Raw genomic sequence first — 18,033 nt, 5'->3', positions numbered from 1 at the left:
CGGTTTACAATTAACGATTCATTTATCGAACTTACCGAATTTACATTTAGAAACCTTCTGGGTGCATTTTGAGTTTTTATTCTATTGCTGGTGCGTATATTTGCTCGCGTTCCCATTTTCTTTTTTTATTTTTTGATTGCCTAAACATGACTAAGAGTACTATTAAAGTAGCAGCGCTGAGTGCAGCGATTGTTACCGCCCTAGCTGGATGTAATAGCAGTAGCAGTGATGACAAAACACAACCATCACGTCCATCAATCGCTGAGTGTAAAACCTACGAGCCAACCCAGTCGGTAATCGTTAAGGGTGATAACCCTGACCTTAACTTCCAAACAATTACTGTTGGTGCAACTGGTGATATGCACGGCCGTATCTTTGCGTATGATTACGCACTTGACGGCGTGGATGTGAATGCTGGCTTTACCAAGATTGCTACGCTGTTGAACGAAGAGCGTGCCAACAACGATAACTTCTTGATGATCGATCTTGGTGATACGGTTCAGGGTAACTCGGCTGAATTGTTCAACGACCTACCGGTACACCCAGTTGTAGAAACCATGAACTTCATGGATTACGACGTTTGGGTTCCGGGCAACCATGAATTCGATTTCGAGCGTGCTTTCCTTGAGCGTAGCCTTGAAGGCTTCAATGGTTCAGTGATCTCTTCAAACATCATCTGGGACAAGAACTCAGCTGACTGTAAAACCAATGGTCAGGAAGTACCTTTCCTACGTGGTTACCAGATTTTTGATTACAATGGTGCCAAAGTTGCGGTTATCGGCCTAACGCCTTCTTATGTGAAAATCTGGAATGCTTCAAACCCAGAAAACTTCCGTAACCTAGATTTCAAAGAAGAGTTCGAGTCACTGGAAAATACCGTTGACCAAGTGATTGCCCAGTACCAGCCAGATGTGGTGATTGGTGCGCTTCACCACGGCCGTAGTGAGTCACATGCCCGTGGTGTAAACGAAATCGCTTCTAAGATGGCTGATAAGTTCGATGTGATCTTCATGGGTCACGAACATGCTCGCTTCATTGAGCAAATCGATCTAGGCGCACCTTACGAAAATGGCATGGACGACATCACTGTATCTGGTGATAAAGCTAACCAAGTTGAAGATAAAGCCAAGTCTGGTACATACAACTGGCGTAACCGTGACTCGAAAGTAAAAGTTATCGAGCCGGGTAACTGGGGTTGGGCACTGGCGAAAGCTGAAATCGATCTTTTCAAAGACCAAGATGGCAACTGGAAGATCTTTGATACCACGCTTTCAAACCGCACTGTTGCTGATGTTGAAGAAGACGCAGCACTGCAGAATGAAATGCAGCATATCCACGATGCTTCTGTAGAAGATGCCAATATCGAAATCGGTGTTGTTCGCGGTAACTTCACTAACTCTGAAGGTGGCTTTGCTGATGAAGCGGTACTAGAAGAGCAAGTACTAAACAGCGAAGGTTTGCGCCTGTACTCGACTATCCATAGTGCTAAATTGCATGATATGCCTCTAACTGACCTGATTAACCAAATTCAGATCATGAACGTTGAATCAAAAGGCAGTGCAGCAATTGGTGAGCAAATCCACGTCGATGTATCGGCTGCGGCTCTGTTCTCTGACGGCTCTAACCTGTTCGATGGCGAAACCTACCGCAAGAAAGACAGTGCCAACCTATACATGTACGACAACCAGTTGGTGGCGGTAAACATCACGGGTGAGCACCTTAAAGAGTACATGGAGTGGTCATACAGCTACTTCAACCAGTACCAAGATGGTGACATCACGGTATCTTTTAATGAAGATGTTCCTGCATTTAACTACGACATCTTTGATGGTCACATCGAGTATGTTGTCGACCTAGCTGAAGTAGCTGGTGAGCGTATCAAGAACATCAAGATCCGTGGTGTAGACCTAGATCCTTCTGCGACTTACGTTCTTGCAATTAACGATTACCGCTTCGGTTCGCCAATGAAAGAAAAAGGCTGGGTTTCAGACGAGAGCATCATTTGGGAATCGTCTGCTGAGCAAGTGTATGCCGTACGTGACATGCTGACAGCCTACGTTGCAGACAAAGGTGTGCTTGACCGTTCAGAGTTTGAGAACGTGAACTGGTATATCGAACAGTATGGCCCTGCTGATGCAAACGGTAACATTGCCCAGGAAGATAAAGGTGACATTCTGTTGGCTCGTGAAGACGGCGCTGACGGCGAAGCCCTTTGGAACCGTCTACAGAACAAAGAAATCTGTGTGATGCGTTCTGGCCCAGGTGCACGTGATGCTATTAATGTGTCGGTAAACCACGAAAAAGCAGATACTTGGTTTGTGAACCCGAATGCAAGCAACCCATACGAAGGCTGTACTTACGGCAACCAGCCTAAGTCTGAGTAATTGAATTTATTGCAATAAGATATAGAAGGCGCTTCGGCGCCTTCTTGTTTTGGAACATTATGATGTTAAAACGATTATTATTTCCTTTTGTCGTCTTTTTAATTTCAACGGCCATCTTGTGGTTTTCGCCATCGGTGAGTGAATCATTTCGGCCCAAGGCTTACAGCAACCAGGAATTTGTCCGCGCGAGTGTGATCGATGTTTTAGCTGAGAGTACTCAGTCAGATCCTTTAGTGCCTTCAGTTAAGACAGGACGTCAACGGTTGCTAGTGGAATTGCTCGAAGGGGCAGAGGCAGGCAAGCAGGTCGAAGTCGAAAACCAATTAAGCCGGCTACACAATGTGTATGTAACTGAAGGCGATAGGTTTATCCTGCTGGTGAGAGAGCAGGGCAGCCGGACGATTTACTGGCCATACAATCATGACCGCTCCTCGGCGGTGTATTGGATGGTCGGGATCATTGTGGTGTTAACCGTACTGTTTGCCGGCCTGCAAGGCGTGAACTCGGTCATTTCTTTGTACTTTACTGGTGCTCTGTTGATTGGCGTTTTAGTACCTGCTCTGTTTGCCGGTTGGAACCCGATCCTTGTGACTATCGGTTTGATGGCGGTCAAGATCGTGGTCAACTTCCTGCTGGTGGCGGGCTGGAACAAGAAATCACTGGTCTCCATGTTGGGTACGCTGGCTGGCGTGGTGATGGCTGGCCTGATGGCCCAGTTTTTTGGTGAGATGGCCCAGCTTAACGGCCTGTACCTTGAGAAAGGCGAAGACATCCTCTATCTCGGTGGTGAAGCACAAGTGCAGGTGCGTTGGCTGTTGTTTGTTGCCATTATGATCTCGGCACTTGGCGCGGTAATGGACGTAGCGATTTCCATGGCCTCTTCTTATCACGAGCTTCGTGAAATGTCGCCGGAGCAATCAGAAAAAGAACGTCTATTGGCGACCATCCGTATCGGCCGCGATATCCTGGGAACCATGACCAATACCTTGGTATTGGCTTTTGTCGGCAGTGCACTGACCACCATTATGATGGTATGGGGCTTCCAGATGCCAGTGATGCAGTTCATGAATATCCCGGCTTTATCGCTGGCAATGATCCATGGTCTAGCTGGTAGTATCGGGCTTATTATGACTGTGCCGCTTACGGTAGTGATTGCCAGTGTTGTTTATCAACGTGATGCTAAAAAGCCGGTAGAGACAGCTAAAGTTGTCACTGAGTAATCCTTAGGTCTCAAAAACCTAAATTAAAAAAAGCCACGATGTGCTCCCAGTACATCGTGGCTTTTTAGTTCTACTCGGGCAGGGTTTACACCATAAAGCCTAAGTCCATGGTGGCGAAGTTGGCCGAAGCCGTTGGGAAAATGGCTTCTATGCCTGATTGGCCGACGCCAAACCAACTGGACAGAGTGGCAGCCATCTGCTCGTGGGCCTGAGTCGGGATCAGGCGGCCCCTGCCGTTATCGTCTGGACTTCCGACACTAAAATCTGGATAAGCGCCGTAGCAGCCGCCTGATACGCTACCGCCTATCACCAGTTGGTTACTGCCCCAGCCATGGTCGGTCCCGTCATTGGCATTGTTGTGCATGGTGCGACCAAAGTCCGACATGGTAAAGCTGGTGACATTGGGCTGCAGTGCACCTAATGCCCGGGTGAATTCGGTCAGAGCGGTATCGAGTTGGCTGTACAAGGATTGGTGACGCGGTACCTGATTTTTGTGGGTATCATAGCCACCTTGGTTAACGATAAAGACCTGTCTCCCCACGCTGCCGGAAGCAACCGATGCATCAATAATGCGTTTAACAGCCGATAGCTGCGACCCGATAGAACTGTTACGGCTGATGGCCGGATCGAGCTCCGTTGAGTCTATAAGCGAACGGAAGTTATTGTAAGGAGCGAGGAAGTCACTATGCTGCTTGGTGTACTGCTGGTGGAAGGGCGACATGTACACCTCCTCTACCATTTCGCTATACTCTCTCTCCAAAGTTCCTGATGCACTAAAGGCGTTTACCGCCGATACCGAACCTTGGGTATTAGTACGCAGATCACTGACATTTACACCGCTTAGCCAGCTGTTGCCACCGAGTGAGAGTAGTTCAGGTATTGCACCTCCCTGAGCTAAGATGTCCATCAACAAACCACCCCAGCCATAGGCAGCATAGGCACTGGAATGCCATGCACTTTCCCATGCGTACTGCTGCTTTGAATGGTTAAACAACCCTGTTGGATAGGGGGCTCCGGATCCGGCAGGGCCAACAAGCGTACCTATATTGATTAACCCAGCGGCAAGGCCATCTTGGAACAATGACTGAACGCCCGGCATATTGGGGTGAAGACCAATTGGTACTCCGTTGCTGTCGGTTTTGCCTGTCATCAGCAAACTAGCTTTATCAATGGCGATGTTAGGGCGTCTTGCGGCATATTTGCCATAGAGATCATCATCGCCCGCCATCATCATATTGAACGAATCATTTCCTCCTCGCAGGAAGACACAGACCAAGGCTTTGTAATCTTCAGCCGCATACGCCTTGTTCGAAAGGGAGAATGCCATCGGCATTGCCGTCGCCCCAGTCATCAGGGCGCTGTGTTGCAAAAATCGACGTCTCGATAATTTCATCATCATTACTCCTGAATCTGGAACTCGGGGGACATGGCGGCCATCCAGAACACCTTGTACATGTTGTCATGGTTACTTTTCGGCATATCGTCATAGACATCGCCGAGCCGTTGCTCCAACTGTGGGCTAAGCGAGCCATCGAACAAAGTATCAGCCAACAAAGCAAGGAAGTTGGCTTTGCCATCAGTTGTCCAAAGGTCGGTAAACGCGGAGAAATCGAGGAATAAACGGTTATCCGCTAAACCGGCTACATCCCCTGTTAGAGTGTTGTCGTCTTTGAGCTTGCGGAACACCAAGTTGGAGAGGTGCGGGATCTCGGCCGATGTGTATAGGGCAAATTCTGGGCCTATTAATCCGTTGTCTTCCAATGGGCCGCTAGGCGTAAAGTTAGCGGGGAAGAAGTTGAACACAGAGGGTGCCGACAGTGGCCCTTGCGAAAAGCGATGGCCTTCTGGCGAGTATTGCGCATCGTAACCGTAGCCCAGTGACGTATCCCTATGGTGAGGATAGCTGTCGCCCATTTGACTGTTAAACGCACGGTATAGCGCGGTCATGGTGACAATCGGCTCACGGGCTTTCGACACGGAGAGAGGGTTTGATTCATAAGGTTGTGGGTCGGTGAGTATTGCGGTCACCACTGCGGCTAAGTCACCTTGGGTTTGGTTGAAAGTACGGGCAACACGCTCAACGTAGTATTTGTCAGGATTTGAGGTAACAAGTTGTTTGATAAGGTGGGTACTGACAAATACTGCGGTTTCACGTCTGGTAACGAGGATATCGAGCAATCTTTCCAGCTCTTCTTCGGCTGTCTCATTGCCTGGGAAACTACGGCCTAGAATACGCTTTGGCTCTGTATCATGGTTACTGGCGGTAACGACCATAGGGCTGAGCAAGCCATTGTCTTCATCCCAGCCGGTGAACAGCCTTGCCAGTTCCAGTACATCTTCCTCGGTGTAGGCAGGAATAGGTTGCTGGGTTTCTTTGTCTTTTCTTATCGCGCCTTTATAGTTGACCTTCCACTCACCGAGCGAGAAAAGTTGCAATAACTCTCGGGCGTAGTTTTCATCGGGGTATTGGTTATTTTCTGGATCAGGCGGCAAGTTACCGGCCATGGTGAGATAGCGACCCATGGCTGGCGAGTAGGTAACATCGCGGATTAAATCTTTGTAATTGCCGAAGGCATGTTCGACCAGAATATCGTAATAGATGGCTAACCCTTTTGCCCTATCATCACCGGACAGCCCTGCATCGTTTTGTGAGACGACTACTAATTGGCTAAGCGCGAAGGCGACCCGCTGTCGCAGCTGGTCTTCACCATGGAGGGCGACTCCCCACCAGGCATTACTTCGATAGTTGCGATGCTCCTGGCTGCTGCCGTTTTCACCTGCGCGGATTTCTTGGATTCGTAGATATTCATCCTCATGATATGACGGTGTTAATGCCAGTTGTGCTGCTACCCATTGCTCTGGAGTGAGGCCGACTGTCGCGTTGATATCAGCTAACGTTGGGCCAAAAGTTCCGCGTTCAAGCAAGCGCGAGGCATTGTGGAAATCTAATATCAACGGGATGTCTATATGCTCGAAGCTAAGGCTGTAATCGGCGGACGCTGCCCAAAGAAGGTTATCTGTTTTAGATTTAACGGGAGCAATCGTTCCATCTGTTTGCAGTTGGCCTACCACAACCTCTGTACTGCTATCATTGATACATTGACCAATACGGTACGGCCATTGTGCTGCTCGATTGTGACTACGTTTAGCAATTTGGCACTCAAAGGATTCGGTAGGGGTATTGTTATTTAAAACAGTCACTTTTACAGTGTACGGAAAATAGGTGTAATTTAATGTTTTTTGAACGCTACCATTATCGATCAAATCAACAGCGTATGCATGAGATGCAATAACTTGAAAGAGCAGTACTACGATAGCCTTTTTCAAAAAACAAAGGTTTTTGAAAAACATCGTGTTGACTCCAAACTTAATTGATTAAATAAAGGTGTGTGTTTTATTAATTTTCAATTTTAATTGCAATTGTTTGCTTTTAATTTCCCATTCTCCTTCTGTTCTGTTTGAAACTTATATGGAAATGTTAGCATAAATCTAAGCGGGTTTAATTTTTAGGTCGCTATTATCTTTCATTGTTTAGGCGTACAATAATAATTGTGAGGCCCAGTCAAATTTCTTTAGATATAATATTAAGTTTTCTTTACGTAATGAGAGTTGAATTATTAACCACGTCATTAAGTTGTATATTTTGCTATTGGTGGGTGTTGTTTTTTTGACGGTTGGCTAGCTCTTTTTGCTCTGATGTGACTCGAGAGTACTCAAGAAAAAAGTCGATGAAAGTTCTGACTTTTAGTGGTTGTGATTTCCCTTTGTACAACATATGAATTGGCTTCGAAGCTGGACGATAGGCTTGCAGGCATTCATTAAGTAGCCCGAGCTCTAGTTCTTTGTCCAGCAGGATATCTGGCTGCAAAATGATCCCTGCATGGCGCAAAGCTGCCACCTTGAGAACGTCGCCACTGTTGCTGCTGAGCCTTGATTGTTGGCGGCTGAAGTAGTGAGCTTCCTGATCCCGTTGCTGGGGCAGGATATCCCCATAGTGAAACCCTAAGCAGTGATGCTGATTCAGGTCTACCAGTACTTGAGGTGTGCCACAGCGTTCGAGATAAGCCATTGAAGCACAGAATATCAGTTGGTAATCACCAACCTTCCTCGCGACTAGGCTAGAGTCATCTAGTTCACCAATACGAAAGACCAGATCGTAACGGTCATGTAGTGGGTCAATGCGGTTGTTATCTAGGATCAGCTCAACATTGATATGGGGGTGCAGCTCAATAAATTGGGCGAGTAGCGGAGCAATAACAGTATTCCCGTAGGTGACAGGAGCATTGATCCTAATTGTACCCATCGGGGTGTTGGTTAAGGTCTGTAAGTTCTCTTCGGCCTCCTTGATATCACCGAGGATCCGCTGGCATTCATGGAAGTACATTTCACCGGTTTCTGTAAGTGATTGCCGGCGTGTCGTTCGGTTTAGCAGTTTGGTTCCTAAGCTTTGCTCTAACGCTTTGATGTGCTTGCCAACCATGGTCGAGGTGACGTTAAAGTGGGCGGCGGCTTTTGCCAGGCTGCCTCGCTCTACCACGTCGACAAAAACTTGCATGCTTTTAAGCTTATCCATATTACAAACTATAAGTTGATAAATACTTGAATGGATCATTATTTATCAAGTTATCGATGTCAATTACATTGATGGCCATATTAAGTAGTAATAGGTTAATACAATGTTTGAACAAGGGCTATTTATCACAGCTGCGCTGAGTGTAAATGAGGGAGTGTCTCTGGAAGAGGCCAAGGCGGCGGTGGAGCAGTTTTGCCGTGACATGAACAGTGAGCCAGGGTGCTCAATGGCGGTAGCGATGCAGGACACAAAAGACGCTCGTCGCTTTATCTTCTGGGAGCGCTATGACGATAATGCAGCCTTCGATGCCCATTTTCAAGCTAAGCATACGCAAGACTTCATTGCCTTAGGTTATACCCAGTTGGAGCAAGCATTTGAGGCTAGCTTGATGGAAGCAGGAGAGCAGCAATGAGCGAGTTAACATGCCAAGCGAAAAATCAGGCTAAACGATGGGGTATTTTGGGCACTAGCTTTATCTCTGGCGTTATGGCTGAGGCCATTCGCCAGGATGGCCAAAGCCAAATCTATGCGGTGGCAGGACGTAGTCCTGAACCTCGTGAAGCACTGGCAAAGCAGTATGATATTCCAGTACAACATGATAGCTATGACGCTTTGATTGCCGATCCTAAGGTGGATATTGTTTATATCGCATTACCGAACCATCTCCACCACGAGTATGTGATCAAAGCTGCGCAGTCAGGCAAGGCGATATTGTGCGAAAAGTCCCTGTCGGTTGATATGGAAAAAACCGATGCTGCCCTTGCTGCGGTTTCGCAGCATCAAGTCTTTTTTGCTGAAGGGCTGATGTATTTGAATCACCCATTCACCGCCAAGATCCTTGAGGTAGTTAAGTCAGGGCAAATCGGTGAGCTTCGCTCGATCCAGGGCCAGTATACTGCGGCCATTTCGCAATTTGTGAACCCTGATAGTAAAGGGGCACTTTATAACCTGGGGTGTTATCCGGTGTCATTGCTGCACCTGATCATTGAACAATGTTGCGGTAGTGAAGCTGCGGGCAATTACACGGTCTCTGCCATGGGGCGACGTGGACAAGACGGCAATATTTGTGAGGCACTAGCTAATTTTCAGTTTGCCAACGGCCTGATGGCGCAGCTCCATACTGCCGAAGATTACGGTTTGCATGCCGAGTTTACTGTTTTGGGTTCCAGCGGGAGTTTGCAGGTAACGAGTAATCCTTGGCTGCCTGAAGTGAATAACCAATTAACGGTTACCCAATATGAACAAACGCCACAAGTGATTGATGTACCCGCTGATGGGGACGGTTTCTTGTATCAGGTCAGGGCAGTACTCAAGGCGTTGGACTGCCAGGAAACTCAATTGCCGCGACCAGCAGCAAGGACAGGGGATTCAAGGCAGATCATGAAGTTGCTGACAGATTGGGAAGCCGCGGTAACAGCATAATCTCTTGTTCTGTGCGGCGTTTAACTCAGCCACAATCGTGCCCGGGTAGGCTGATCCAGTAGGATTTCCGCTCCGGGCATACAATTCCATACATTGTCATTGTTTCTCTCGACAGAAAATCGCCTCTTTCAATTGTACACTGTTTGAAATTTTGTCTTTTTGTGTGGTTCTGCTGTGCCTTCTTCTACTGATCATTTTGATTACCTGCGTCGTCTCCCTCAATTGGCTGATACGGTTTATCCAAACAGCCGAGGTTTTAGGAAGATAAAGAAAAATGCCCGTTTTTGCCTATGGGGTGTATTGAATGCTGATGCGGTAAAAGCGATATCAGAAGTATTTGCTCATCCAGAGCTGGCACCAGTGCTGCAAAAAAATCCGAAAATTTTCGAAAAGCCGCTTAAACCCTACCTGTGCGTCAATTGGACACGAAAAGAAAAAATTGCTCGAATTCGGGAGCATTACCTGTTTATAAAAGACACCTTTGGTAGTCAGGCACAATCGGTACTTTCTGCAAAAGGGACCACTATCCTTGAATTCACCGATAACCAAGAGGTGAGGTATAAAGTTCAGCTTTGTCAGGGAATGAGTCGTGAGGGTTCACTTGGACTGTATTTGGTTGATGAGAGTAACCGCAATATCTACTCGCTGACCTGCCATATTGCAACGGGTGATAAGAAGATCCTTTATGTGGGGGCTTTGCAGGGGCCGAAAGAAGAGATTACTGAGCGAAACCAGGTGATCAAAACCCTGACTCGCTCACTGCATGGCTTGCGTACCAAAGCCTTGATGGCTGAATTGGTGTTGATCGTTGCCAATGTGCTTGGTATGGATGAGGTGCGAGGTGTTTCTAACAAAGGGCATATCTATCAAGCTCTGCGCTACATTGGCTCGAAGCGAAAGGCAGTCTCCTTTGATTATGACGACTTGTGGCAAGAGTACGGGGCTACAAAAGAGTGCGCCTATTTCTATCAACTGCCGCTGAAGCCGCCGCGTAAAGATCCGTCTAGCCTGAAGAAAACTAAACGTCGTTTGTATACCAAGCGTTACCAATGGTTGGATGAAATTAACCTCGAAGTTACTGCGAACATGCAGGCGATGATGAAAACTGCCAATAAACGGTAATGCCTGCATTAAATACCTTTTTCATCGGCGCGATAAGAATTTTATCGTTTTTTGCCCGGCTGTGGTTGTGGCAGTTAAGGTAATTCATTAACGTGAGTGAACAACAAATAGCCAAATGGAGATGGCAATGGCACTACGGGTATATGGTGATATCCAATCGGGTAACTGCTACAAAGTAAAGTTGCTGCTCTCACTGTTAGGGACTCATCACGAGTGGCAGCATATCGACATCCTCGCCGGGGAAACCAAGACTCCCGCCTTTTTGCAGGTAAACCCCAATGGCAAAATCCCCACAGTCCAATTAGAAGATGGCCGGTATTTGGCAGAATCTAACGCCATATTGACGTATTTTGCTGAAGATACACCGTTGCTACCAGAAGACAAATACCACAAAGCTAAAGTGATGGAATGGTTGTTCTTTGAACAATATAGCCACGAGCCTTTTATCGCTGTAGCGAGATTCATTGAGAAATATCTAGGGTTGCCCGAGGAGCGTAAGGCCGAATATGACTCGTTGCAACAAGGTGGTCATAAGGCACTGGCTGTGATGGAGAAGCAATTATCACATTCCCCTTATTTGGCTGGTGAGTCTATAAGTATCGCCGATATTTCGTTGTATGCTTACACCCATGTTGCCCACGAAGGCGGTTTTACACTTCAGCAATACCCACATATTCAAGCATGGCTAGAAAAAATTAGCGAACATCCGCGTTATGTCGGCATGTTGTCATAATCGATGAGTAAAATGGCTCGCGGTTTAGCTTTAGTGGATTAGATGTGGGGAAGCATGGAAGTCATTCTAGCAACAACGAATGAAGAAGTCGTTGAAATTGCGCCTATCATGCAGCAGCTACGGCCGAAGTATGAACTGGAGCAATTGATAGACCTAATGAGCCAACAACGTAAAAACGGCTATCAGCTTGTTTATGTCAAAGCGGACAACGCTATTTTATGTGTCGCAGGCTTTGTCACTGGTCATAAACTGGGTTGGGGCAATTATCTGTACGTAGATGATTTGGTTACTGATGAAGCTCAGCGCTCGACGGGAGCCGGAAAGTATTTGATGGAGTGGTTCAAGGACTATGCCCACATCAACCAGATAGATCAGATCCACCTGGATTCAGGGGTACACCGTTATGGTGCGCATAAGTTTTATCTGAAGCATGATTTCGTGATTTCTAGTCATCACTTTGTTTGTCAGTGTTAGCGAGTGTTTACCGAGGTGAGTTTGTCGACTGTGCCTTGTGGTTAGGGGCCACATTGGCAAAGTCGATACTCAGTTGTTGCATTAGTGGCAGTAACCTGGTTCGGGAGTCTCTTCCATTAGAGATGCCTGCAAGATCTCTTCGATCAGCAATAAAGAGGCTGATTTTTGATCCTCTTGGCATTTAAAGTCAATCGACAGCACTTCAAGTAAGTCCTTGAGCAAAAAGCTCATGTGAGACGCGTTTTTGCTACCACTCACATAAGGTTCAAGCTCGAAGATCAGTTTCTCGATGTCGTGGGTGATTGTACCTGTTGCATCGTTTTTCCATTGTGCTCCCTTCACTTGGAGAACATCATAAATTGAATCATAGGTATTCATTGCTTCTGCGCCCTTGGTAAAGCTGCTAAAAATAGAAATAACTAACTTTTGAGCTTATCTTGAGGCCTGTCTTTTTTGACGTTATACCTCAGATCTTCTTTTCCTTACTGACTGTAGGGATTTTAATCTGTGCAAAAAAGAAAAACTAGTAGGTATAAGCTGATTTTGCTGTTGGAATAAACGCAGATATTCAGCTTAGCGAGCAGCAGCTCAAAGGATTATTCTTCCTTTCATCCACTTAGCATCATCAACCCTTGGTGACATTTCGATAAGCCATACAAGCATTTGCACAGCTAACTGTGCAAATGCCTCAGTGGTTCAAATTGCCATTTGTCTTCAAAGTCATGCAAAAGTGTCGGCTATGCCTTGCTTTGTGGCTTTTTGTGCTTAAATGCTTCGAAAATACCAATAAATTGGCTTATCTGCCCCGATTTGAAACAGTACCTAATGCCGAGTCACTGTTTTGGGGCAAGTGTAGTTTTATTGCACCAATATGCGCTTGAGGAATAATGTCCAGCACGTGATTGAGTTTTTGGAATGAATAATTAAATCAATAAAATCAGAATGTTAATGCATTTTAAGTGTGGTTGGGTATTTTGGCATCGATTTTGATTGGACATAACTGAATATTTATTACAAACGGAGATGTTAAGTATGTCCACGATGTCCAAATTGAATCTAGCAACACTTGGTCTGAGTTTATCTTTGCTCTCAGCGGCAGTATCGGCTGAAGAAACGATCAAGGTCGGGGTTCTCCATTCGCTGTCGGGCACAATGGCGATCAGTGAGACTACGCTGAAAGATACAGTATTGATGCTAGTCGATGAGCAGAATAAAAAAGGCGGACTATTAGGCAAGAAGCTGGAGGCGGTGGTTGTGGATCCTGCTTCGAACTGGCCTCTGTTTGCTGAAAAAGCCCGTGAACTTATCGAAAAAGAAAAAGTTGATGTAGTGTTTGGTGGTTGGACGTCGGTCTCCCGTAAATCAATGCTGCCGGTGTTTGAAGAGCTCAATAGTATCTTGTTTTACCCTGTGCAATATGAGGGTGAGGAATCATCCAAGAATGTCTTCTATACCGGTGCTGCGCCTAACCAGCAGGCGATCCCTGCCGTTGAATACCTGATGGACGAGTTGGACGTTGAGCGTTGGGTGTTGGCTGGGACCGATTATGTTTATCCGCGCACCACCAACAAAATTCTTGAGTCTTACTTAAAAGCCAAAGGTGTTGCTGAAGAAGACATCATGATCAGCTACACCCCGTTTGGCCACTCTGACTGGCAGTCGATAGTGTCTGATATCAAGAAATTTGGCTCTGCAGGTAAGAAAACGGCGGTAGTCTCAACCATCAACGGTGACGCGAACGTTCCCTTTTACAAAGAGTTAGGTGCCCAGGGCGTCTCCTCTGAAGACATCCCTGTTGTCGCGTTCTCCGTGGGCGAAGAAGAGCTATCTGGCATGGATACATCGCCATTGGTTGGTCACCTTGCGGCCTGGAACTACTTCATGAGTGTTGATACTGAGCAGAATGAAGAGTTCATTGATGGCTGGCAGTCGTTTATCAAAAGTGAAGAGCGGGTGACCAATGACCCGATGGAAGCACACTACATCGGTTTCAATATGTGGGTGCAGGCGGTGAAAAATGCCGGTACCACTGATTCGGAAGCGGTACAAGATGCGCTAATCGGTATTGCGGTGCCTAACCTGTCTGGTGGCTACTCGACCATGCTGCCAAACCACCATATCACCAAGCCAGTGCTGATTGGCGAGATCCAAGACGATGGTCAGTTTGATGTAGTTTGGGAGACAACTGGGCTAGTGGCAGGTGATGCATGGTCTAAGTATCTTCCTGAGTCAGCCAAGCTATATTCTAGTTGGTCTAAGCCATTCTCTTGTGGGGCCTTCAACACCGAAACCAAAAAGTGTTCAGGCTCGAATTAACCCCTCGTAAAAATTAAGGGCAGTTTGCCCTTTATTGATAGCGCTTCAGTGGATAGCTGAAGCGCTATGTTCTGTGGGTTTCTGCCCACCTTGGAAGTCGTTAATTGCCAGTAAGGACACAAGAAATGACACCTTTAATGAAGCTCGTCAAAGCACTCATTGTCTTCTTGTTATGTACACCCATGGCGTTTGCTTCGGTCAGTTCAACGGATGATTTTGATCGGGTATTGCTTGGGAAAAATAATAAAGACAAGGAAACAGCCATTGAGTGGCTAGTGGCCAATCAGCCAACAGAAAAGGCGAAGCCTATTCTGCGTGCGTGGTTGGAAGGGGATTTGTTTTATTACAAAGACAAGAAAAGTGAAGCTTATCAGAAGCTTTATATTATTGCCGGAAGAAACGGCAAACAGGCCGATAGCATTTGGGATGCCGAGCAACTGACCGTTTCGCGCTCGCGGGACTTTGGCAAAGTGCGGGTTAATAACAAGTTGCGCAGCATGATTAGGATGCAGTTGGCATCACTGGGTCTGAACTCGCCTGATCCCGCCGTCCGTCTGCAAGCGGCAAACGGGCTGCTGGGGCAAACTGATGATGAGATCCTTGAAAGGATCACTGCCCAGCTAAGTGTGGAGCAAGATCCCCAAGTTCAAGACAGGTTGCAACTTGCATTAGCAGTCAGTAAAGCGGTGGATAGCAGCGAATCAACCCAAGCACGTATAGCGGCGGTAGAGACACTGTCTGAATACAAGCAAGCCATTGTGCTGCAAACCCTTAATAGGCTGCAGCCTCAGGCGCTCGATCCGGAGCTCTCAGCGGCGGTAGAAAAAGGGCTGGATAAGTACCACCAGAGTCAGCGCTTTTACTCCGGGGTGGAAACGGTTTTCTTTGGTCTTAGCTTAGGGTCGGTACTGGTACTTGCCGGTATAGGCCTTGCCATCACCTTTGGGGTGATGGGGGTTATCAACATGGCCCACGGTGAGCTGATCATGATTGGCGCCTACACCACCTATGTGATGCAGCAGCTTTTCCCCCAACAGATTGGTGTTGCGTTAATACTGTCTATTCCAATGGCTTTCATTATTTCGGGGCTGGTGGGCATTGCGATTGAGCGCAGTGTGATCAGGCACCTCTATGGCCGCCCACTGGAAACGCTACTGGCGACATTCGGGATCAGTTTGATCCTCCAGCAAGCAGTAAGATCTATCTTTTCTCCCCTCAATCGCTCGGTCAGTACGCCGGACTGGATGGCGGGTGCCTGGGAGCTAAACCCCATGCTGTCGCTGACCTATAACCGCCTTTACATCATTCTTTTCTGCGCCTTGGTGTTTATCGCCATGGTGATGGTGTTGAAGAAAACCCCTCTTGGCCTGCAAGTCCGGGCTGTCTCCCAAAACAGGGCGATGGCTAGGGCAATGGGGATCCGCTCTGAGCGGGTCGATGCCCTGACATTTGGGTTGGGCTCAGGCGTAGCCGGTGTTGCCGGGGTGGCATTGTCACAGCTGACGAATGTCGGACCGAACATGGGCCAAGCCTACATCATCGATTCCTTTATGGTGGTGGTGTTTGGCGGGGTCGGAAACCTCTGGGGCACCCTGGTCGCTGGCTTGGGGCTGGGGCTCTTCAACAAGCTATTGGAACCTTGGGCCGGGGCAGTGCTGGCGAAGATTTTGATGCTGGTGTTCATCATCCTGTTTATCCAGAAACGTCCTCGCGGGCTATTCCCGCAACGTGGCCGTGCGGCAGAAAGCTAAGGAGCGCTTGATGCAGTCTAAATCAATTATTCTCTCGGCTTTGGGGCAGGATCGGGGCGGTAAAGTCGTCCTCACGCTCCTGCTCGCTGCCGTTATTCTGGTGCCGATGGCCAACCTATTATTGCCGGCTGGCCACCCGCTACATATCGAAACGTTTACTATCTCGCTGATGGGTAAATACCTCAGCTATGCCATGCTCGCGCTCGCGGTAGATTTGGTGTGGGGATACCTTGGCATCCTTAGCCTTGGGCATGGTGCCTTTTTTGCCCTTGGTGGCTATGCCATGGGAATGTACCTGATGCGCCAAATCGGTGACCGGGGCGTGTATGGCGACCCTGTTTTGCCGGACTTTATGGTATTCCTCAATTGGTCAGAGCTACCGTGGTTCTGGTACGGCTTCGATCAGTTTTGGCTTGCTTGCCTGATGGTGGTGCTAGTCCCTGGCCTTTTGGCATACATTTTTGGCTACCTGGCTTTTCGCTCTAGGGTATCAGGTGTGTATTTGTCGATCATGACCCAGGCCCTGACTTATGCCCTAATGCTGGCATTCTTTCGCAATGAAATGGGATTCGGCGGTAACAACGGCCTGACGGACTTCAAGGACATCCTCGGTTACAGCCTGCAGCAGGATACAACCAAAATCGCATTGTTTGTCTGTACCGGCTTGGCACTGGCGGTTAGCTATATCGTGTGCCGCACGGTGGTTAGCAGCCGGTTGGGGCGTGTCGCGATGGCTATCCGAGATACTGAATCGCGCACTCGTTTCATGGGCTATGACGTCGACGGCATCAAGTTATGGGTCTTTGTGTTGTCTGCAGTAATAGCTGGGATAGCCGGGGCTTTGTATGTACCGCAAGTGGGCATCATTAATCCAGGTGAGTTTGCGCCACTGAATTCTATCGAGATCGTGGTGTGGGTAGCACTTGGCGGACGGGCAACGCTATTTGGAGCCATTGTCGGCGCCTTGATTATCAATTATGCCAAAAGCTGGTTTACGGTCGAATTCCCAGAAGTGTGGCTCTTTGCCCTCGGCGGCTTGTTTGTGCTTTCTACCATGTACTTCCCGAGAGGGGTGATTGGGTTTATTTCTGATGGCATTAACCGGTTTAGCTTTAAACGAAAAGGTGGGGATTCTCCAAAATCATCGAAACCCCAGCAAGAGTGCAATGGCAGTGAGGTGGCGTCATGACAGTATTGGAAACGGCAAAAAAACTACAGAACTTTGCCCATGAAATGACCAAGCGCGATGAGGTCTTTTCGTTCTTGATCCCCGAAGAGCACCCCTTAATCGATACCAAGCACAACATCTTGCTCTATGTCGAAGGGGTGAACAAAAGCTTTGATGGTTTCAAGGCGATTAACGACCTCAACTTATACATTCGCGAGGGGGAGCTGCGCTGCATTATCGGCCCTAACGGAGCCGGTAAAACCACCATGATGGATATTATCACCGGAAAGACCAAGCCCGATTCAGGGCAAGTCTGGCTAGGTTCCAATATCAACCTGCTGACAATGAATGAATCGCAGATCGCCAATGCTGGCGTAGGGCGGAAGTTTCAAAAGCCCACGGTGATTGAGTGCCTCACTGTTTGGCAAAACCTTGAACTTGCGATGTCTGGGGTACGGAGCGTTTGGGGAACGTTTAGGGCTAAATTGACCGGCGAGCAGCAGGACAAGCTTGAGTCTGTTCTGGAACTCATCAATCTTGCTGACAATGCTGCGCTGTTGGCTGGCAATTTATCCCATGGCCAAAAACAATGGCTGGAGATCGGCATGCTGCTAATGCAAAACCCCAAGTTGCTGCTGGTTGATGAACCCGTAGCAGGGATGACCCATCAGGAAATGGATAAAACCTCAGAGTTGCTTAATTCGCTAGCGGGCAAGCACTCGGTGGTAGTGGTTGAGCATGATATGGACTTTGTCCGTTCGATTGCCAGTGAGGTGACAGTGCTTCATCAGGGCCATGTCTTGGCTGAAGGCACTATGGATCAAGTACAAAATCATCCTGAAGTGAAGCGGGTTTACCTGGGGGAATAGC

At 47.7% G+C, this 18,033-nt stretch carries 15 protein-coding genes; 11 read left to right on the top strand and 4 right to left on the bottom strand.

The genetic code is table 11. From position 1 onward, the window contains the following. The first annotated feature begins 146 nt into the window (after positions 1–146). A complete protein-coding gene (locus tag R2X38_RS03780) occupies positions 147–2,384 on the top strand; it encodes a bifunctional metallophosphatase/5'-nucleotidase (protein ID WP_317520766.1) in 2,238 nt (745 codons plus the stop codon). 62 nt (positions 2,385–2,446) lie between these two features. Then, the gene (locus tag R2X38_RS03775; RefSeq protein WP_317520765.1) at positions 2,447–3,604 is read left to right on the top strand and encodes a YibE/F family protein; all 1,158 of its coding nucleotides are present in this window, start codon (positions 2,447–2,449) and stop codon (positions 3,602–3,604) included. A gap of 85 nt (positions 3,605–3,689) precedes the next feature. Here R2X38_RS03775 and R2X38_RS03770 read toward each other — a convergent pair whose 3' ends face one another. The 3 genes from R2X38_RS03770 to R2X38_RS03760 all read right to left on the bottom strand — a co-directional run bounded on the left by R2X38_RS03770 (position 3,690) and on the right by R2X38_RS03760 (position 8,177). Beyond that, the gene (locus R2X38_RS03770) at positions 3,690–5,000 is read right to left on the bottom strand and encodes a DUF1501 domain-containing protein (RefSeq protein ID WP_317520764.1); all 1,311 of its coding nucleotides are present in this window, start codon (positions 4,998–5,000) and stop codon (positions 3,690–3,692) included. Positions 5,001–5,002: 2 nt separating this feature from the next. Further along, on the bottom strand, positions 5,003–6,955 hold the full coding sequence (locus tag R2X38_RS03765; protein WP_317520763.1) for a DUF1800 family protein: 1,953 nt from the start codon (positions 6,953–6,955) through the stop codon (positions 5,003–5,005). A 295-nt stretch (positions 6,956–7,250) separates the two neighbouring features. Further along, positions 7,251–8,177, bottom strand: coding sequence for a LysR family transcriptional regulator (locus tag R2X38_RS03760; protein ID WP_317520762.1), 927 nt, complete (start codon positions 8,175–8,177; stop codon positions 7,251–7,253). A 103-nt stretch (positions 8,178–8,280) separates the two neighbouring features. Between R2X38_RS03760 and R2X38_RS03755 the strand changes: the two genes are divergently transcribed. The 5 genes from R2X38_RS03755 to R2X38_RS03735 all read left to right on the top strand — a co-directional run bounded on the left by R2X38_RS03755 (position 8,281) and on the right by R2X38_RS03735 (position 11,928). Further along, on the top strand, positions 8,281–8,589 hold the full coding sequence (locus R2X38_RS03755) for a putative quinol monooxygenase (protein WP_317520761.1): 309 nt from the start codon (positions 8,281–8,283) through the stop codon (positions 8,587–8,589). Then, positions 8,586–9,599: a Gfo/Idh/MocA family oxidoreductase gene (locus R2X38_RS03750; protein ID WP_317520760.1), complete on the top strand. Its 1,014-nt coding sequence runs from the start codon at positions 8,586–8,588 to the stop codon at positions 9,597–9,599. The genes R2X38_RS03755 and R2X38_RS03750 overlap by 4 nt, the downstream gene beginning before the upstream one ends. 174 nt (positions 9,600–9,773) lie before the next feature. Beyond that, positions 9,774–10,721, top strand: coding sequence for a VirK/YbjX family protein (locus tag R2X38_RS03745; RefSeq protein WP_317520759.1), 948 nt, complete (start codon positions 9,774–9,776; stop codon positions 10,719–10,721). Positions 10,722–10,848: 127 nt separating this feature from the next. Further along, positions 10,849–11,454 (top strand): glutathione S-transferase family protein, encoded by a 606-nt coding sequence (locus R2X38_RS03740; protein WP_317520758.1) that lies wholly within the window; start codon positions 10,849–10,851, stop codon positions 11,452–11,454. 54 nt (positions 11,455–11,508) lie between these two features. Further along, on the top strand, positions 11,509–11,928 hold the full coding sequence (locus R2X38_RS03735; protein ID WP_317520757.1) for a GNAT family N-acetyltransferase: 420 nt from the start codon (positions 11,509–11,511) through the stop codon (positions 11,926–11,928). Positions 11,929–12,009: 81 nt separating this feature from the next. Here R2X38_RS03735 and R2X38_RS03730 read toward each other — a convergent pair whose 3' ends face one another. Further along, positions 12,010–12,306, bottom strand: coding sequence for a hypothetical protein (locus R2X38_RS03730; RefSeq protein WP_317520756.1), 297 nt, complete (start codon positions 12,304–12,306; stop codon positions 12,010–12,012). 654 nt (positions 12,307–12,960) lie between these two features. Between R2X38_RS03730 and urtA the strand changes: the two genes are divergently transcribed. The 4 genes from urtA to urtD all read left to right on the top strand — a co-directional run bounded on the left by urtA (position 12,961) and on the right by urtD (position 18,032). Continuing rightward, positions 12,961–14,244 carry an urea ABC transporter substrate-binding protein gene (urtA, locus tag R2X38_RS03725; protein ID WP_317520755.1) on the top strand — a complete coding sequence of 428 codons (1,284 nt, stop codon included), beginning with the start codon at positions 12,961–12,963 and terminating at the stop codon, positions 14,242–14,244. A gap of 125 nt (positions 14,245–14,369) precedes the next feature. Further along, a complete protein-coding gene (gene urtB, locus R2X38_RS03720; protein WP_317520754.1) occupies positions 14,370–15,995 on the top strand; it encodes an urea ABC transporter permease subunit UrtB in 1,626 nt (541 codons plus the stop codon). A 10-nt stretch (positions 15,996–16,005) separates the two neighbouring features. After that, entirely contained in the window at positions 16,006–17,184 is a 1,179-nt protein-coding gene (gene urtC / locus R2X38_RS03715; RefSeq protein ID WP_317520753.1) for an urea ABC transporter permease subunit UrtC, read from the top strand. Further along, a complete protein-coding gene (gene urtD, locus R2X38_RS03710; RefSeq protein ID WP_317520752.1) occupies positions 17,181–18,032 on the top strand; it encodes an urea ABC transporter ATP-binding protein UrtD in 852 nt (283 codons plus the stop codon). Before urtC ends, urtD begins: the two co-directional genes overlap by 4 nt. Position 18,033 lies beyond the last annotated feature (1 nt).

Source organism: Photobacterium rosenbergii, assembly GCF_033022775.1.
Lineage (GTDB): Bacteria > Pseudomonadota > Gammaproteobacteria > Enterobacterales > Vibrionaceae > Photobacterium > Photobacterium rosenbergii_A.
This window is presented reverse-complemented; position numbering and strand designations above follow the sequence as displayed.

Excerpts from the sequence above, each read along its gene's own strand:
- R2X38_RS03740 (WP_317520758.1), top strand. The coding sequence starts at position 10,849 with ATGGCACTACGGGTATATGGTGATATCCAATCGGGTAACTGCTACAAA.
- R2X38_RS03770 (WP_317520764.1), bottom strand. The coding sequence starts at position 5,000 with ATGATGAAATTATCGAGACGTCGATTTTTGCAACACAGCGCCCTGATG.
- urtD (WP_317520752.1), top strand. The coding sequence starts at position 17,181 with ATGACAGTATTGGAAACGGCAAAAAAACTACAGAACTTTGCCCATGAA.
- R2X38_RS03735 (WP_317520757.1), top strand. The coding sequence starts at position 11,509 with ATGGAAGTCATTCTAGCAACAACGAATGAAGAAGTCGTTGAAATTGCG.
- urtB (WP_317520754.1), top strand. The coding sequence starts at position 14,370 with ATGACACCTTTAATGAAGCTCGTCAAAGCACTCATTGTCTTCTTGTTA.
- R2X38_RS03750 (WP_317520760.1), top strand. The coding sequence starts at position 8,586 with ATGAGCGAGTTAACATGCCAAGCGAAAAATCAGGCTAAACGATGGGGT.
- urtA (WP_317520755.1), top strand. The coding sequence starts at position 12,961 with ATGTCCACGATGTCCAAATTGAATCTAGCAACACTTGGTCTGAGTTTA.
- R2X38_RS03730 (WP_317520756.1), bottom strand. The coding sequence starts at position 12,306 with ATGAATACCTATGATTCAATTTATGATGTTCTCCAAGTGAAGGGAGCA.
- urtC (WP_317520753.1), top strand. The coding sequence starts at position 16,006 with ATGCAGTCTAAATCAATTATTCTCTCGGCTTTGGGGCAGGATCGGGGC.
- R2X38_RS03780 (WP_317520766.1), top strand. The coding sequence starts at position 147 with ATGACTAAGAGTACTATTAAAGTAGCAGCGCTGAGTGCAGCGATTGTT.
- R2X38_RS03765 (WP_317520763.1), bottom strand. The coding sequence starts at position 6,955 with ATGTTTTTCAAAAACCTTTGTTTTTTGAAAAAGGCTATCGTAGTACTG.
- R2X38_RS03760 (WP_317520762.1), bottom strand. The coding sequence starts at position 8,177 with ATGGATAAGCTTAAAAGCATGCAAGTTTTTGTCGACGTGGTAGAGCGA.
- R2X38_RS03755 (WP_317520761.1), top strand. The coding sequence starts at position 8,281 with ATGTTTGAACAAGGGCTATTTATCACAGCTGCGCTGAGTGTAAATGAG.
- R2X38_RS03775 (WP_317520765.1), top strand. The coding sequence starts at position 2,447 with ATGTTAAAACGATTATTATTTCCTTTTGTCGTCTTTTTAATTTCAACG.